This is a genomic window from Winogradskyella wandonensis, from assembly GCF_004346845.1.
In the GTDB taxonomy this organism is placed as follows: domain Bacteria; phylum Bacteroidota; class Bacteroidia; order Flavobacteriales; family Flavobacteriaceae; genus Winogradskyella; species Winogradskyella wandonensis.
Window position 1 is genome coordinate 291673 of sequence record NZ_SMGI01000001.1, and the last position, 17175, is coordinate 308847.

Annotated in this window: 11 protein-coding genes; 7 read left to right on the forward strand and 4 right to left on the reverse strand. The window is 35.4% G+C overall.

Annotated features, from left to right (window positions below):
• Nucleotide 1: 1 nt before the first annotated feature.
• Entirely contained in the window at nt 2–2848 is a 2847-nt protein-coding gene (locus DFQ05_RS01375) for a M16 family metallopeptidase (protein WP_132702811.1), read from the reverse strand.
• A gap of 30 nt (nt 2849–2878) precedes the next feature.
• A complete protein-coding gene (locus tag DFQ05_RS01380) occupies nt 2879–5359 on the reverse strand; it encodes a M14 family metallopeptidase (protein ID WP_132702813.1) in 2481 nt (826 codons plus the stop codon).
• A 142-nt stretch (nt 5360–5501) separates the two neighbouring features.
• On the opposite strand from DFQ05_RS01380, the gene bshC reads away from it, so the two are divergent.
• The 5 genes from bshC (at nt 5502) to DFQ05_RS01405 (ending at nt 11475) form a co-directional block, all read left to right on the forward strand.
• Nucleotides 5502–7097 (forward strand): bacillithiol biosynthesis cysteine-adding enzyme BshC, encoded by a 1596-nt coding sequence (gene bshC / locus DFQ05_RS01385; protein WP_132702815.1) that lies wholly within the window; start codon nt 5502–5504, stop codon nt 7095–7097.
• 89 nt (nt 7098–7186) lie between these two features.
• Nucleotides 7187–8722 carry a glutamine-hydrolyzing GMP synthase gene (guaA, locus tag DFQ05_RS01390; RefSeq protein WP_132702817.1) on the forward strand — a complete coding sequence of 512 codons (1536 nt, stop codon included), beginning with the start codon at nt 7187–7189 and terminating at the stop codon, nt 8720–8722.
• 14 nt (nt 8723–8736) lie between these two features.
• Nucleotides 8737–10635: a LysM peptidoglycan-binding domain-containing protein gene (locus DFQ05_RS01395; protein WP_132702819.1), complete on the forward strand. Its 1899-nt coding sequence runs from the start codon at nt 8737–8739 to the stop codon at nt 10633–10635.
• A gap of 70 nt (nt 10636–10705) precedes the next feature.
• Complete coding sequence (locus DFQ05_RS01400; RefSeq protein ID WP_132702821.1) at nt 10706–11254, forward strand: DUF922 domain-containing protein; 549 nt, start codon at nt 10706–10708, stop codon at nt 11252–11254.
• Nucleotides 11251–11475 (forward strand): DUF3820 family protein, encoded by a 225-nt coding sequence (locus DFQ05_RS01405; protein WP_132702823.1) that lies wholly within the window; start codon nt 11251–11253, stop codon nt 11473–11475. The genes DFQ05_RS01400 and DFQ05_RS01405 overlap by 4 nt, the downstream gene beginning before the upstream one ends.
• Nucleotides 11476–11622: 147 nt before the next feature.
• On the opposite strand, the gene DFQ05_RS01410 is transcribed toward DFQ05_RS01405, so the two are convergent.
• Entirely contained in the window at nt 11623–12420 is a 798-nt protein-coding gene (locus tag DFQ05_RS01410; RefSeq protein WP_132702825.1) for a hypothetical protein, read from the reverse strand.
• A gap of 208 nt (nt 12421–12628) precedes the next feature.
• Between DFQ05_RS01410 and DFQ05_RS01415 the strand changes: the two genes are divergently transcribed.
• The gene (locus DFQ05_RS01415) at nt 12629–14245 is read left to right on the forward strand and encodes a CTP synthase (protein ID WP_132702827.1); all 1617 of its coding nucleotides are present in this window, start codon (nt 12629–12631) and stop codon (nt 14243–14245) included.
• 96 nt (nt 14246–14341) lie between these two features.
• On the forward strand, nt 14342–16261 hold the full coding sequence (gene yidC / locus DFQ05_RS01420) for a membrane protein insertase YidC (RefSeq protein ID WP_132702829.1): 1920 nt from the start codon (nt 14342–14344) through the stop codon (nt 16259–16261).
• Nucleotides 16262–16321: 60 nt separating this feature from the next.
• Here the strand turns inward: yidC and DFQ05_RS01425 are convergent, their stop codons facing one another.
• Complete coding sequence (locus tag DFQ05_RS01425) at nt 16322–17125, reverse strand: hypothetical protein (protein WP_132702831.1); 804 nt, start codon at nt 17123–17125, stop codon at nt 16322–16324.
• Nucleotides 17126–17175: the final 50 nt, after the last annotated feature.

The following is a 17175-nucleotide window of genomic DNA, read 5'->3' on the forward strand; positions in this document are numbered from 1 at the left end:
TTTACTGGTCTAAAGCCTCGTAGGTAGGATTGAGTAACACAGGCTTGCCAAAACCTAATTGCTCTAATTTATCTAATTGCGTAGCGGCATCACCAACGACTAAATAAATCATTTGGTCTGGACGCAGATATTTGCCTGCAAGTGCTTTCATGTCTTCGACAGTCAACCCTTTAACAATGGCCTCGCGTTGTTTAGCGTAATCATCAGGAAAACCTAGCTCACTTATATTTGAAAGCATGCGGAGTTTTGCGCCTAAGGTTTCAAAAGCTCTGGCATTACTCTTTATCGTATAGCCTTTGGTGACTTCTAAATCGGTACTGTCAAAATCTTTAGCGTAGTTTTCTAAAATGTCTTTTATTAATGCTGCAGACTCGTATGTGACATTAGAACGCACTCCACTAGAAATTTGAAAATCGCCTGTTAAATCGTCACCACTAAAACGCGAACGAATACCGTAGGTATAACCTTTACCTTCACGTAATTGTTGTGTTAATTGCGAAGCAAAACCACCACCACCTAAGCGATAATTCATAACTGTTGCGGCATAATAATCGTTGTCTGTAGCTTTTGGTCCAGGATAGCCAAAACGTATCTGAGATTGCTTGGCATTTGGCACATCATAAAAATAAACTATCGATTTTGTTGGGGCTTTTACTTCTGGTAAAGTAGGAATTGTAACGTCTTTTGCTTCCCATGTAGAATTGATAGTTTCTAAATTTGAGACCACAACGTCCTTAGAAATGTCACCTACAACATTAAACGATGCTAGCTTCGGCGTAAGATTTGTTTGGTAATAGTTTTTCAAATCTTCTATTGTAATTGCTTCTACTGAAGTTTCTGTACCTTGGTTGTTATTGGCCAAAATATGGTCTTTTCCGTAAAGTAATTTTGAATATTCGTTTGCCGCAATGGCGTTTGGATTTGCCTTCTGACGTTGAATACTACTTTTTACGCTTTGCTTGGCTAATTCAAATTCTTTAGTATCCCAACGTGGTTCAAGAAGTATCTCAGTCACCAGATCCATAGTAGCATCAAAATGTTTGGATAGGCTGCTACCTGTGATATAAACGGCGTCTTCCGTTGCGTAAGCGTTAATGCGTGCTCCTATGCTTTCAATTTCATTTTCTAACTGCTCGGGTGTTTTATTCTTTGTACCTCGGGTTAAAAGGTTGGCCATTAGATTAGAAACACCAATTTTATCTGTATTTTCTAATAACATACCACCTTTAATCTTTAGTTGAAATTGTACTAACGGCACCTCATCATTTTCGATACCAGCTACTTTTAGTCCTGAATTTAAATTTTCTTTCCAAACTTCTGGGACGTTTATTTCTGGACTCTCACCATAAGGTGGCTCAATACTTCTGTCAAAACTTGAAGGTGTTTTTTCGTAAGTGGCTGCAATGGAGGCGTCGAATGTTTCTTCTGCACCTTCAACAATTTGTTCTTCAACAACTTCTGCCAATTCAGAATTGGCTAAGACCAAATTCTTCTGACCTTTAGGCACAAAACTCGTAGCTATGTAGTTTTTGTCTTTAATGTAGGTGTTATAAACGCGCATTACATCTTCTGGTGTTACCGCTAAAATATTTTCTACATCTTTAGTGATGAAGCTAGCATTGCCAGCAAACATTTCGTATTGTGTAAGCTGTGCACCTTTTCCTAAAACACTGGATAATCCGCTGTAGAAATTAGTTTCTTGTCCAGCTTTAATTCGGTTTAAATCTTCTTCTGAAATACCATTTTCTTCAAACAATGTAAATCCTTTTTCAATGGCTTTTGCTACATCATTTAGCTCTACTTGGTTAAATGCAGTAACGCTAAGTTGTATTTGTCCTGCAATTTCAGAATTATATTCGCCCATACTTACAAAGCTCGTTAATTGCTCTTCATCTACTAAAACCTTGTTTAGAGGTGCTTTTTTTCCTTGAGATAAATATTGCGTTAAGACGCTAAGTGCATAGGAGTCTTCGTGATACTGATGAACGCCAGGCCAAGCCATAGTTAATCGTGGTACTCTTGCAAAATTATCTTCGTAGTACAGGTGTTTTGAGGCGTCAAGAACAGCAGATTGTTTGGCTAATGCAGGGATGTCTTCACCACGTGGAATTTCATCAAAATACTTTTTAACCCAAGCTTTCGCTTGGTCTTTATCAAAATCTCCAGCAATAGTCAAAATCACATTATTAGGTACATACCAGCGGTTAAAGAAATCTTTAACGTCTTGTAAAGTCGCGTTTTGTAGGTCTTCTAACGAGCCAATGACTTGCCAACTATACGGATGTCCTTCGGGATATAGATTTTTGTCTATGACATATTGGTTGTGCCCATAAGGTCTGTTGTCTACAGATTGACGTTTTTCGTTTTTTACGACTTGCTTTTCTTTTGCTAAAACAGGTTCGGTAACCGTATTTATAAAGTAGCCTAACTTATCAGCCTCTGCCCAAATCATTTTTTCTAAGGCGTCTTTAGGAACGGTTTGTAAATAATTTGTACGGTCGCGACTTGTAGAACCATTTGCGCCAGAGCCACCAATACGTGCACTCATTTTATCAAGTCCACCTTTACCTAGATTTTCGGATTCAAGAAAGAGTAAATGTTCGAATAAATGTGCAAAACCAGTACGTCCTTCTTTTTCTCTTGCAGAACCTACATGAGCTGTTAGTGATACAGCAACAACTGGGTCAGAGCGGTCGATATGAAACAGGACTTTGAGTCCGTTATCGAGTTCAAAGGTTTCATAATCGACTTTTAACTCTGATGACGATTCTTCTGTGTTACTCTCTTTACAAGATATTATAACAAGTCCTACAAGAAGACTTAGGCAAAAGGATTTGATGTATTTCATAATTTGGTGATTTGTATAGCTAGTATTATTTTATAATTCGAATGCATTATTATTAACAAAGAAAATGGCGTTCACTAAAAAGAGCTTTCCGTTTTCCCAAAAACTTCTGAACATAGGGTTATCTGCCATGTAAATAAAACTTCCACTTCCCATGCGTTCTTCTCCAAATACTAACGTGTTTTCTAAATTATTTAGTGCATTTTTTCCTGCAAAACCAGAGAACACTTTAGTGTCTGAAATATGCCCCACATTATAACCGTTATCCAACAAGTCATATGCTGAACTTCCTATTTTTAGGGTAAAATAATGGTTGTCATAACCAAAAGCCATAGGATGCGTATTGTCTATTTTACTTTTAAAGATGGCTCCTGTTATCAGGTTGTTAGCGTATTCGCGTTCGCGTTCAGCATAAGGAGTGAGGTTTTCAGAACTCTCGTTAGGCTCACTAGTTTTATACTTTAAGCTGAAGCCGTCTTTACCTGCAAAGCTTCTTAGCGCAGCATCAATAGCAATCACTTTACCGCCAGAACGCACCCAATCTTTTAAGGTTTTCATCATATCCTCATTTAAAATTCGGCCGTAATAACCACTTGGCATGATTAGGATATTGTACTTATCTAAATTTGTTCGGTTTAAGTTATCCGTATTTATCGATGTTACCGGATAATGTAATTGTTGCTCAAAAAAGTGCCAAAGTGCGCCATAGTTTAAAGATGATGTGCCTTCACCAGAAAGCATAGCAATTTTCTGTTTATTGATTAACTTAATATCAGGTGACCCAATATCTGGTGTGCGTTGTGAAAATCCTGAATTGATAGTAGCTAGGGCTTTATCATGCTTTTTAGCAATACTATTCAAGGTAGAAAGCATATTGTCTAGCTTGGCATTGTCACCTTTTGTAATAATTAATGAACCGCGTTCAAAACTTTTTCCGTTTGATGTGAATGGTTTTTCTGTAAAACGCACTCTAAAATTTGCTTTTAAAAGTGAAGCCAAAAATTGCGCATCTTTCATCGAGTTCCAATCACTCACATAGCCATAAGCATCAGACAAAGGTCTGTATTCTGGAGTCGAAGAACCTTTAGCACTTGCTAGTTTTGTAGTACTTGCTACAGCATCTAATCCGTAAGCGTAAGGCATACTCCAAGCTGTGATGTCATAGGTTAAAGAGTCAGTAAGTTTTGCGTTAGGCTCAAATAACACTTTTACCATTTTACCTTTTGGCTGATTTGTATGTACTACAAGCGAGTTGTTATTTAAACTAATACTACCTTGTTTTCCAGTTGCATAATTATAGCCAGTTGCCTTAGTTGTAGTTGCATTTTCAAATGCAATGTTGTGCTTATCTAAAAGTGATTTCAAACGTTCTATTCTATCTGAATTCCCCGAAAGTGCGTAGCTTTTATATTTTAAATTTGAATTATCGAAGAATTTCCCAAATTCGTCATTTAAGCGTTTTGCATTTTTTGAAGCAATCTCAACAGTAGATAAACCAGTAGTCGTATGATGCGTCAAACGTTCTACTAAAGTCAAGACATGCCCTTCATCATTTAAAATACCTAAGCCGGCACGGCCATGACCGCCTTGTTCGTAAGTCATGCCAATGGCGCCCATGTAGGTAGGATAGGTGTCGCCATAACTTGGATAAAACAAATCGAAACGTTCGCGTGTGAAAAATAACCAACCTTCTTTATCAAAATACTTTGCGTGGTTTTTCCCTATTTCCGTCTGAAAGTCGCGTTGAAAATCCGAAATTATTTCATGAAACGGTTCAGCTGCAGGTGCAAAATAATACGGCTCGTTTATGCCTTGCTCATGAAAATCGACATGAATATGTGGCATCCATTTATTATACGCTTTTAGTCTTGAAGCTGACTCTATTTGGCTTGCCCAAGCCCAATCACGATTCAAATCAAATAGATAATGATTTGGTCTTCCGCCAGGCCAAGGCTCATTATGTTCGCTAGCTTGCTGGTCGATGTCGTAAGGTTGGCTAGCCGTTTCGTTAAACCAATTGACGTAGCGGTCACGACCATCTGGATTTATACATGGGTCTATAATAACCACCGTATTTTTTAACCACTCTTGCTTTTCGGTTATTAGTTTGTAAAGCGTCAATATCGAAGCTTCAGTACTAGAGGCTTCGTTACCATGAACATTATAACTTAACCATACTATGGCAATTTCAGGATTGTTAGAAGTGCCATTTAGTAAACCAGCATTCTTCAAATTATTCTCGCGTATGTTTTCAAGGTTTTTTATGTTTTCTTCACTAGATATGTAAGCTAAGTATAGAGGACGACGTTCATAAGTTGCACCATATTTTTCTAGTTTCATTTGCTTAGGAACAGCTTTCTCAACGGCTTTAAAATAGTCCACAACTTGATGGTGTCTGCTAAATTGTGTTCCGATTGGGTAACCTAAAAATTCATCTGGAGATGGAATGTTTTGCGAAAATGTCGATAGACTTAATCCAAAAACAAATAACAACGATAAAAGGAGTCTTTGCATAGTAAGAGTTAGTTTAGCATCAAAGCTAGTAAAAATAAATACTGTGTTTTATAATATGGTGTTTCTAATAGTCATATTAACTAAAAATTAGCAGTTGTCTTTTGCGCATAATGTATATTTATGCCTGATTTAAAGATTACACATGCCAACCGACTGTATTTCTTTTAGAGAAACAAATTACTTTTCTTCGTTTATCTGCGATTATTTGGATGAAAACCCAAAGCTAAAGCCCTTATATAATCGTTTTCCAAATCTTGAAAACTTTAAGGCGCAAATTGAAGAGAAATCTTTCGCTTTTAATAATCAGTCGAGAACTATCTTAGTTGAAGTCCTTAAAAAGCAATATCAAAATGTTGAAGCTTCAGAATTGACGCTTCAGCATATCGAAAGCTTACAGCAAGAAAATACGTTTACTGTAACTACAGGGCATCAATTAAATCTATTTACGGGACCGTTATATTTCTTACACAAAATTATATCGACCATAAATCTTACAAAAGAACTTAAAGAGAAGTATCCTGATTATAATTTTGTACCAATTTATTGGATGGCGTCAGAAGACCATGATTTTGACGAGATTAATTATTTCAATTTTAAAGGCAAAAAAATACAGTGGAATAGGGAAGATGGAGGCGCAGTTGGTCGTTTTGATACTAACGGATTAGAAGCCGTATACGATATTATCTCTGCTGAGTTTGGTCCTGGGAAACACGCGGAGCAATTGAAGCTATGGTTTAAAGAAGCTTATGTTAATCATGATAATTTGGCCGATGCTACACGTTATTTGGCAAATGCGCTTTTTACCGACTATGGTTTAGTGGTTTTAGATGCCGACAATGCAGAATTGAAACGTTTGTTTATTCAGCACATGCAAAAGGAATTATTAGAGCAAACGAGTTTTAATAAAGTTAATGAGACTAACAAACTAATCGAAGCCTTAGGTTACGGTGTACAAGTTAATCCAAGAGAAATAAATTTATTCTACATAGCAGATAATCTTCGGGAACGTATTGTTTTTGAAGCTGGTGTATTTAAGGTAAATAATACCGAAATCAGTTGGACAAAAGACGAATTGCTGAAACACCTTATTGAATTTCCAGAGCGTTTTTCGCCAAACGTTATAATGCGTCCATTGTATCAAGAAGTTATTCTACCAAATCTATGTTATATTGGCGGCGGCGGTGAGTTAGCCTACTGGTTTCAAGTAAAATCAAATTTTGAAGCGCAAGCGGTTGTTTTTCCTATACTGTTGCTTCGTAATTCAGTTTTAATAAAAACCGAAAAGCAAAATCAAAAACAAAAACACCTAGACATCTCTAATAAAGACCTATTTCTAAAACGTCCGAGTTTTATTAATAAGCGTGTTCGGAAAATATCTAATATAGACATCGATGTTACTGAACAAATTGAGCATTTAGAACAACAATTTCAGCATTTATATACCCTAGCAGAACAAACCGATAAGTCATTTATTGGTGCTGTTGATGCGCAAGTAAAAAAGCAAATAAAGGGTTTGCAACATCTCGAAAAACGCTTACTAAAAGCTCAAAAAAGAAAACTTGCTGACGAAATTTCTAGAGCCACTGACTTGCAAGAGCAACTGTTTCCTAATCAAAGCTTGCAAGAGCGTAACACCAATTTTTCAGAATTGTATTTGGAGTTTGGAGAGGATTTAATACCTACTTTGATTGAATGTTTGCAGCCATTGAAAGGTGAATTTACTGTCATAACTCTTTAAATAAGAGACAGTCATAAAACTGTTAAAAAAGTATTCAAAAAATCGGTAGTCGTCAATCGCAAATCTGAAATCAATTACTATTTTTGTGCATGCAACACAACAAAGTCCTAATTTTAGATTTCGGGTCGCAATACACACAGCTTATTGCGCGTCGCGTTAGAGAGTTAAACATCTACTGCGAGATTTATCCATTCAACAAGATTCCTTCAGATTCAGATAGCTTCAAAGCAGTTATTCTTTCTGGTAGCCCAAACTCAGTTCGGGGAGAAGACGTCCTTCATCCAGATTTATCAAATATTAGAGGGAAAAAACCTATGCTTGCCGTATGTTATGGCGCACAGTATTTAGCACATTTTTCTGGAGGTGAAGTGGCTGAATCTAACACGAGAGAATACGGTAGAGCAAATCTTGGTTTTATAAAAGAAGATGAAGACTTTTTTGAAAACATACACGAAGGTAGCCAAGTATGGATGAGCCATAGCGATACCATAAAGAAACTACCAACAGGAGGCGTGTTATTGGCAAGTACAGAAGATGTAGAAAATGCAGCATTTAAGATTGAGGGTGAAACAACATACGCTATTCAATTCCATCCAGAAGTTTACCATTCTACAGACGGACACCAACTGCTTCAAAATTTCTTAGTAAAAATTGCTAAAGTTGAGCAAGATTGGACACCAAATGCTTTTGTAGAAGAAACCGTACAAGACTTAAAAGACAAGCTAGGGAACGATAAAGTGGTTCTTGGGTTGTCTGGTGGTGTGGACTCGTCCGTAGCGGCAATGTTATTGCATAAAGCCATTGGTGAGAACCTGTACTGCATCTTTGTAAACAACGGTTTACTACGTAAAAATGAGTTCGAAGATGTATTGCACCAATACGAAGGTATGGGATTAAATGTAAAAGGTGTAGATGCTTCGGCACGCTTTTTGGATGCCCTAGCAGGAAAGAGCGATCCAGAGGAAAAACGCAAGACCATAGGTCGTGTGTTTATCGAGGTTTTTGATGATGAGGCGCATCGCATAAAGGATGTAAAGTGGTTGGCGCAAGGAACAATTTATCCAGATGTTATAGAAAGTGTTTCGGCTACAGGCGGACCAAGTGCAACGATAAAAAGTCATCATAATGTTGGTGGATTACCAGATTTTATGAAGCTTAAAGTGGTTGAGCCATTAAAGGCGTTATTTAAGGATGAGGTAAGACGTGTAGGTGCTTCTATGAATATGGATAGCCATTTATTAGGTCGTCATCCATTTCCTGGACCAGGATTAGCCATCCGAATTCTTGGAGATCTAACACGAGAGAAAGTTCGTATATTACAAGAAGTAGATGCCATTTTTATTAATAACCTACGCTCTTGGAATTTATACGATAAGGTTTGGCAAGCAGGAGCCATGTTGTTACCAGTAAATAGCGTAGGCGTAATGGGAGATGAGCGAACATACGAAAAGTGTGTGGCTTTAAGAGCTGTAGAAAGCACAGATGGCATGACGGCAGATTGGGTAAATTTGCCTTATGAGTTTTTGCAAAAGACGTCTAACGAAATAATAAATAAAGTAAAAGGCGTTAATAGGGTAGTGTACGATATTAGTTCTAAACCGCCGGCCACCATAGAATGGGAATAATTAAATTTAAGTAAATGAAGAATTTTTTAGCCATCATTATATGTATCTCTTCATTTTGTGTGTATGCGCAAGATTATAAGACACACAAAGTAAAATCAGGAGAGACAATCGAAACTATCGCCAAAAAGTATCTGGTAACGCCTTTCGATATTTATGCTTTAAATCCCGATGCTAAAAACGACTTTGGACCAAACACCGTTTTAATTATACCTAATTCGAAGGTAAAAAATGAAGCCATTGTAGAGCCTTCTAAAGAAATCATAGATTATAAAAGTCATAAGGTAAAACGAAAAGAAACCTTGTTTGGTTTAGCTAAACGCTACAACATTAGCCAAGACGAAATCAAAAAAGCAAATCCTAGATTATATTCAGAAAATTTAAGAAAAGGTGACCGTATAAGAATACCACGATACAAAACTGTGGTGTCTAAGCAAACCTTATCTAACACCATTAAAAAATATACAGTACAGCCTAGTGAAGGGAAATGGCGTATCGCCTACAAATTTGGAATCACCGTTAAAGAATTGGAGGACTTAAATCCTAGTATGAATGACGTTATTCAGCCAGGAGACGAGTTAAATGTGCCAAACATTGCCAATAACGAAGAGAAAGAAGTAGCTGATTCTGAATACAATTTTTACGAAGTTCAGCCAAAGGAAGGGTTTTATAGACTTAAAGTAAAACTAGGTCTTACTCAAGAGCAGTTAGAGGAACTAAATCCAGATTTAAAGGAAACAGGTTTAAAGGCTGGTATGGTCTTAAAAATTCCAGCGGATGTAGATGTAGTTTTAAATACTTCAGAAGATTTAGATAAAACAAATTTAGCGGATAAAATATTGGACAAAGAGACGAAACGCTTGGCTGTTTTATTACCATTTAAATTGCATCGTATCGACTTGGATTCTGTGCAAGAAACTAAGGAGATGATGAAATCGGACAGAGTTCTAGGCATCGCTTTAGATTTTTATTCGGGTGTTGTAATGGCGTTAGATTCTGCTAAGCAATTAGGAATTTCGACCAATTTAAAAACCTTTGATACCGAAAACCGTTTAACAGAAATCAACACTATTTTAGATAACGAAGATTTTTCTGAATACGATGCAGTGATTGGTCCAATGATGAGTAAACCTTTTGACCGTTTTGCTGCTTCTGTTGCTAAAGAAGATGTACCAGTATTTGCGCCGTTGTCGAAGCCGTCTAAAATTTCTAGAAATGTGTATCAAACTATTCCAGATAAGGACATTTTGGCTAAAAAAATGATTGATTTTGTTAAGCGCGATTCTACAATTAATCAGATAGTTATCATATCTGACCAAAAACATAAATCTATTAGCAATAATCTTAAGCGTGAGTTTCCTGAAGCAAAACAGATGTTCTCTGAAATAGTAAAAGAAAAAGACGCTTACTTTATCTATCCAACACGATTTGAAGGTGTTTTTAAAGAAGGAAAAAATATAGTGTTTTTAGAAACAGACGATGTTTCTTTTGGTTCTAGTATTATTAGTTTGCTTAATGGTTTAAATATTAATAAAACCGAAATTATTTTAACCACGACGGATAAGAGTAAGGCATTTGAAAGTAATGATCCAGATAACAATTACCATTTGTCCAATCTTAAATTTCATTACGCTACTATAAATAAATCTTACGATAGTACGGCTAAAAAAGGTTTTATATCTAACTATACCTCTAAATATGGCGTAACGCCAAGTAAATACGCTACTCGTGGTTTTGATTTAACGTTGGATATTTTACTTCGTTTAGCATCGGAAGAAGGTTTTACAAATTCCGAAATTCAGACAGAGTATATCGAAAACAAGTTTAGATACAACAAAAAGTTGTTTGGCGGTTACGTTAATGAAGCAGCCTATGTTGTAAAGTTCGATAATCTTGAGCTTGTTGAGGTTGATTAACAATCAAGCCTATATTACATCTAGCAATAAGCGGTCTCACTTTTCGTTCTTAAAAAGAATTTCAATTAGTATGTCTAGACTTTTTCTTATTTTTCTTTGTGTGTCTATGTTTTCTTTTGCACAAAAGGAGGATTTAGAGCATTTTTCGTGGGAAGAAGATAAACCGTTGGTCTGGTCGGATTTTAAGGGAAAGCCCAACAAGAATTCTGGTGCTGCAGCACAAACAGCTTCGGGTATTTCATTTGGATTTTCGATTAGTAAAACAGGAAGCCGCATAACAAAATTTAAAGCAGATGTAGCGTGTTTATTTTACCCAACAGAATCTTGGGTAAAAAATGAAGATGCTACAGCTCATATTTTACGTCACGAGCAATTTCATTTTAATATTACCGAGTTACATGCGCGGAAATTTAGACAAGAAATTACTAAACTTAAAGCATCAGCTCAGATAAAAACTCAGCTTAATAACCTGTATCAAGCCATGAGAAAAGCCTCTTACGACATGCAACGTCGATACGATAAAGAGACTAATCATTCTATTGATAAAGAACAGCAAAAGGCATGGGAAATCTATGTTTCTAAAGAATTAAAACGACTTGAAGCTTTTAAAACCAAATGATACAACCTAATAAAGCGGCTTTAATAGAACTTGCCAACTACAAAATGCCTTTTGGTAAACACAAAAATCAGTTTTTAATAGATATTCCAGAGGCTTACTATACCTGGTTTCAGCAAAAAGGCTTTCCACAAGGAAAATTAGGAAGCATGATGCAGCAGATGTACGATATTAAAATCAACGGCTTAGAAGAACTTATTTACACAATTAGAAGGGAGTTTTAGTGGAGTTTCGTTTAACGGTTTTGTGTATGGCTCGTTGCGGGAAATCAGCTATGATTTTCCGCCGTAACCGAAAGGTAGCAAATTGCAATGAATTCCGATTAGGAATTCAGCCGCAATGAGCTATACACGTTGTTGTACACAGTGTTTTTATAAATTATAATCCTTAAAACTTTTATCAATTAATTCTAATTTTTTCGTGGTTTCTATTATACTATATTTTGATTCTAAATATTGAATAATTTGATTAATGTTATTTTCTAAATCTTCTGTTTTGTATTTTTCCAACCTTCTTTCATAGTGGCTAAAGTCATTACCAATTTTAAAAGTATTATTTACAAAGTTAATCAGTGGTAATATTTCATTCAGTTGATTTTGTATTTCATCAAAATTATGTTCAGTACGCTTAAACTTTCTTTTTTTTCTTGGTACAAGATTATTTTCAATGTTATCATAGAAGAAAAAGACTAAACCTCCAACTGTCTCGTTGATTATTATATTTTCAAATTCAGGTAGAAATTTTAATAAGAAGTCTTTAACTATAATTTCCAGAGATTTCCTATAAACCATTCCAGCACTTTCTTTATAATTAAGACAACTAATCATCGTAGCGTCTTGAAATACATTATAAAAATTCGGTGAGAAATTTTCGATAGTTGAATTTCTACTTATAATATTTGGGTTGTCAGTTCTTATTTTATTCAACCAATTCCTTATTCCCATTATAAATTGTTGGAAATCTTTATTACTGAAAACAGCAAATGAACCATCTGAATTCTTACCGGAAGCTTCGTATTGGAAAACCTTGGTCAATTTTATAGATATATCTTTATCATTTTTGTACGATAAAATAATTTTTTCTTTAGATTCAATTATGAATTCTATAGGTATTGCAACTGAAGCTATGTGTTTCTTTAGTAATTGAATTTCTAATTCGGTATATTTCATTAGTTTTTTATTCAGGCGAGCATTGTGTACAACTATTAATGATATGGTTCTGTTTTAATAAACTATATAAATCGTTAAACGAAATTAGCTTAAAAATCTATCAAAATCAAGATTATAAATCTTTGTAAGGTATAACAGAAACAAACCCAAAACAATTCCCAATAAAGTCATTTAATTTTGTAAATTTGCCTGCGTTTAACAGCGCAACATGACAACAAATCCTAAGTATATTTTTGTAACTGGTGGTGTGTCTTCCTCTCTCGGAAAAGGCATTATAGCGGCATCTCTGGCCAAATTACTTCAAGCCCAAGGTTACAGAACAACCATACAAAAATTAGACCCATACATTAACATAGACCCAGGCACATTAAATCCTTACGAGCATGGCGAATGTTATGTTACAGACGATGGTGCGGAAACGGATTTGGATTTAGGACACTACGAGCGCTTCTTAAACGTCCCTACATCACAAGCTAATAATGTAACTACTGGACGAATTTACCAGAGTGTAATTGATAAAGAACGTCGTGGTGAGTTTTTAGGTAAAACCGTGCAGGTAATACCTCATATAACAGACGAGATTAAACACCGTATTCAAATCCTTGGTAATTCTGGCGATTACGACATTGTTATTACCGAAATAGGTGGTACCGTAGGAGACATAGAATCTTTACCATATATCGAAGCTGTTCGTCAGTTAGAATGGGATTTAGGTGAACACAATACTTGTGTTATTCATTTAACGCTTGTTCCATATTTATCGGCAGCAGGCGAGTTAAAAACAAAACCAACACAACACAGCGTAAAAACCTTAATGGAAAGTGGTGTACAGGCAGATATTTTAGTTTGTCGTACCGAACACGAGCTTAGTGATAGTATTAAAACCAAATTGGCACGTTTTTGCAATGTAAAGAAAGAAGCTGTTATACAATCTATAGATGCTTCAACGATTTACGATGTACCAAACCTTATGCTTGACGAAGGTTTAGATAAAGTAGTTTTAAGACAACTAAATCTTAAAAATGAAGAGCCGAATTTAACGCGCTGGAATGAGTTTCTCTCTAGACATAAAAACCCTAAAGGCGAGGTAACTATTGGTTTAATAGGTAAGTATGTAGAGCTTCAAGATTCATACAAATCTATTTTAGAAGCTTTTATTCATGCTGGTGCAGAGAATGAGGTAAAAGTAAATATTGAATCTATTCATTCAGAATATCTCAGTGTTGACGATGTAAAAAGAAAACTTGGTCATTTAGATGGTGTCCTTGTTGCTCCAGGATTTGGAGAACGCGGTATCGAAGGTAAGATTGAAGCTGTACGTTACGTAAGAGAGCATAATATTCCGTTTTTAGGGATATGTCTTGGTATGCAAATGGCAGTAATTGAATATGCTAGAAATGTTTTAGGACTAAACGATGCAAATTCTACCGAGATGGACGAGCAAACGCCACATCCAGTTATAGATTTAATGGAGTCTCAGAAAGATGTCGTTAACAAAGGTGGAACCATGCGTTTAGGATCTTGGGATTGTAAGGTTGAAGAAGGAAGTATTGCTGAAAAAGCATATGGTACACAAGATATAAAAGAACGTCACAGACACCGTTTTGAATTTAATAATGATTATAAATCGAAAATAGAGGCAGCAGGTTTAAAGGCAACAGGACTTAATCCCGAAACTGGGCTGGTAGAAATTGTAGAATTACCTTCTCATAATTGGTTTGTTGGTGTGCAATACCATCCAGAATATAAAAGTACTGTAGCAAGCCCACATCCTCTTTTTGTGTCATTTGTTGCTGCAGCCTTAAAATATAAGATAAATAAATAGTGTCAGTTTGGCATAATGTGTACTTTGGACAGCTTTTTGGGTTATCCAAGCAATAACTAATCAACTTAGAATACCGAAACTTCGGTAATTATACATATGGAAGAAAAGAAATTAGACATTAACTCGATAATAGGTTTTATTCTATTATTTGGACTCATGATATGGTATTTTTATCAAAACCAACCATCTCCTGAAGAGTTAGAAGCTCAGAAAAAAGCTGAAGCAGAAAAAGTCGAAGCCGAAAGCAAAGCTAAAAATACAGAACAAGATTTATCTACTAAAGTAACTACGGCCGAAGATTATTCTAATCTATCGGCGACGGACTCTTTAGCGCAGATTGCACTTCAAAATAAATTAGGAGCATTTGCCTATGCCTCGACCTTACCGTCTGCCACAGACGCCGTGACAGATGTAGAAACAGATGTTTTAGCATTAAAATTTAATAACAAAGGTGGTCATTTAGCCGAAGTTAAATTAAAAGCGTTTGTTGACCACAATGACCAACCGATATATCTTGTTAAAGACGGAAATACAAATTTAAATATCAATTTTTCGACAACAGATAATAGGGTTTTAAATACAGACCAACTTTATTTTCAGCCTAGCGTAACTAAAAGTGGAGACAATACCATAGTTTCTATGAAACTAAAAGTATCGGAAACACGCTTTCTAGAATATCGCTACGAGCTTAAACCTAATGACTACATGATTGATTTTTCAATAAAATCTCAAGGTTTGGATAACGTTGTTAATAGTTCTCAGGAAATAAACTTGGATTGGAAACTTAGAGGTTTTAGTCACGACCAAAGTGTGTCTTACGAGAACAGATATACGCGTTTAACCTATCAGCACGATGGCGATAAAATAGATAAGTTGGCCCAAATGAGTGATGACGAGGAAGTCGTTTCGGATGTTTATTGGTTATCTTATAGACAGCACTTTTTTAGCAGTATTTTAGTGCCCGATACGCCGTTTAAATCGGTAAGTATGACGTCTAAAGATTTGGTAGAAAATGAAGAGGTAGATACGGTTTTTACCAAATTATATACATCTAAAATGCCATTGGCACTTAATGGTGGCGAATTTAATAAGTCCATGGGGCTATATTATGGGCCTACAGATGCAAAAATCTTAAAGTCCTACGACAAAAACTTAGAAGAAAGTATCCCATTTGGATGGGGAATTTTTGGTTGGATAAATAAAGCGCTTTTTATCCCGTTATTCGGCTGGTTAAGTAGCTTCTTACCTTATGGAATTGCCATTATAGTAATGACGGTTTTGGTAAAAATATTACTCTCTTTTGTGCAGTACAAGCAGTTTTTGTCTCAGGCAAAAATGAAAATTCTTAAACCAGAATTAGATGCTATAAGAGCAAAATACAAAGACAACAAGCTTAAAGCACAGCAAGAAACCATGGCGTTACAAAGTAAAGCAGGTGCAAGTCCCTTGAGCGGTTGTTTACCTGGTTTAATGCAAATACCGGTTTTCTATGCCTTATTTATGTTTTTTCCAACAGCATTCGATTTAAGACAAAAAAGCTTTCTATGGGCGGATGATTTAAGTTCTTATGATTCTATAGCAGAATTACCATTCAATATTCCATTTTATGGAGATCACGTAAGTCTATTTCCAATTTTGGCTGCTATTGCCATATTCTTTTACATGAAAATGACAACGGGTCAGCAAACGGCGATGCAAGGTCCACCGCAAGAAGGTATGCCAGATATGAGTAAGATGATGAAATATATGATTTATTTTTCGCCATTATTAATGCTAGTATTCTTTAATAATTACGCTTCAGGATTAAGTTTGTATTACTTTATATCTAACCTTATTAGTATTGGTATTATGTTGGTGATTAAAAACTATATCATTGACGAAGAGAAGGTACTTGCTAAGATAGAGGTGAGTAAGAGTAAGCCTAAGAAACAAAATCGTTTCCAAAAGAAAATGGCTGAAATGATGGAGCAGGCGGAACAACAGAAAAAGATGCAACAGCGTAACAAGAAAAAATAGTTAGAATTCCACCCAAAAAAAGCTCACAGAATTTCTGAGGGCTTTTTAATTGTTCAAATCTTATAGTTCAGTTAGATCTTTCAAAACTGCTTCAATCTGATTGTTTAAATCATAAAGTTTGTAATCGTATTTGTTAGTGTCTTCATCTATTGCTTTTCTAGTTAATTGAAAAACTTCTAAACGTAACTCTGAGTATTTAATTAGAGATTCACTACTAGATTTCAAATCGGTTGATAGTCCTTCAATTTTGGTAATTTCATTTGCTATAGAGATATTTTCTTCCCAAAGAGGAATTACGTTTTCGTCTAATTCTTGTAATAGTGTTAGTCTTCCTTTAGAATCTATTCGGTCGTAAAATTTTAAAGATTCTGTTTCGTTTTTAGAAAATTCAGCAATCTTATCGTCGTATGTTCTATATGCTGGATTATTTAGTTCTAATAAAAAATAACCAAACAGCCCCACGACAATTATTATCAAGGATAAGAAGCCGAATCCAGCAGCTCGCCAACCAGAGTAAAATGTATTGTTATTTTCTTTATGAGTATTTAATCTGTCACCTTGTGTCCATTCAACAAAAAACCATATAATTCCTGTATAGAACAATGGAATAACAGAATTAGGAATTTTGCTCATTATGTCTTCCGGAATTATAAGGATAGCAGTAAACAAAAATATAGTTGCTACAATACCTGTGATTAAAGAGGTTTTAGCTTTATTTGTTTCATTAAAAGCCTTAAAATTTTCACTAATTAAATAGCCAGCTACCAATGGGCCTCCTAAAAAAGTGGCGCCTGTAATTGATTTTGTTGAATATAGTTTTGCATCTTCGAAAGTTAGAATGGCTTTGTTTTTAGATTTTAGCATTTGCAACGTTTATTTTCTAGCGATAAATATACTAGAGAATACAGCATAAA

Bases quoted from the DNA above. Each gene is read 5' to 3' on its own strand.
- guaA (WP_132702817.1), top strand. From the start codon at position 7,187: ATGCAACACAACAAAGTCCTAATTTTAGATTTCGGGTCGCAATACACA.
- yidC (WP_132702829.1), top strand. From the start codon at position 14,342: ATGGAAGAAAAGAAATTAGACATTAACTCGATAATAGGTTTTATTCTA.
- bshC (WP_132702815.1), top strand. From the start codon at position 5,502: ATGCCAACCGACTGTATTTCTTTTAGAGAAACAAATTACTTTTCTTCG.
- DFQ05_RS01405 (WP_132702823.1), top strand. From the start codon at position 11,251: ATGATACAACCTAATAAAGCGGCTTTAATAGAACTTGCCAACTACAAA.
- DFQ05_RS01395 (WP_132702819.1), top strand. From the start codon at position 8,737: ATGAAGAATTTTTTAGCCATCATTATATGTATCTCTTCATTTTGTGTG.
- DFQ05_RS01425 (WP_132702831.1), bottom strand. From the start codon at position 17,125: ATGCTAAAATCTAAAAACAAAGCCATTCTAACTTTCGAAGATGCAAAA.
- DFQ05_RS01380 (WP_132702813.1), bottom strand. From the start codon at position 5,359: ATGCAAAGACTCCTTTTATCGTTGTTATTTGTTTTTGGATTAAGTCTA.
- DFQ05_RS01400 (WP_132702821.1), top strand. From the start codon at position 10,706: ATGTCTAGACTTTTTCTTATTTTTCTTTGTGTGTCTATGTTTTCTTTT.
- DFQ05_RS01375 (WP_132702811.1), bottom strand. From the start codon at position 2,848: ATGAAATACATCAAATCCTTTTGCCTAAGTCTTCTTGTAGGACTTGTT.
- DFQ05_RS01410 (WP_132702825.1), bottom strand. From the start codon at position 12,420: ATGAAATATACCGAATTAGAAATTCAATTACTAAAGAAACACATAGCT.
- DFQ05_RS01415 (WP_132702827.1), top strand. From the start codon at position 12,629: ATGACAACAAATCCTAAGTATATTTTTGTAACTGGTGGTGTGTCTTCC.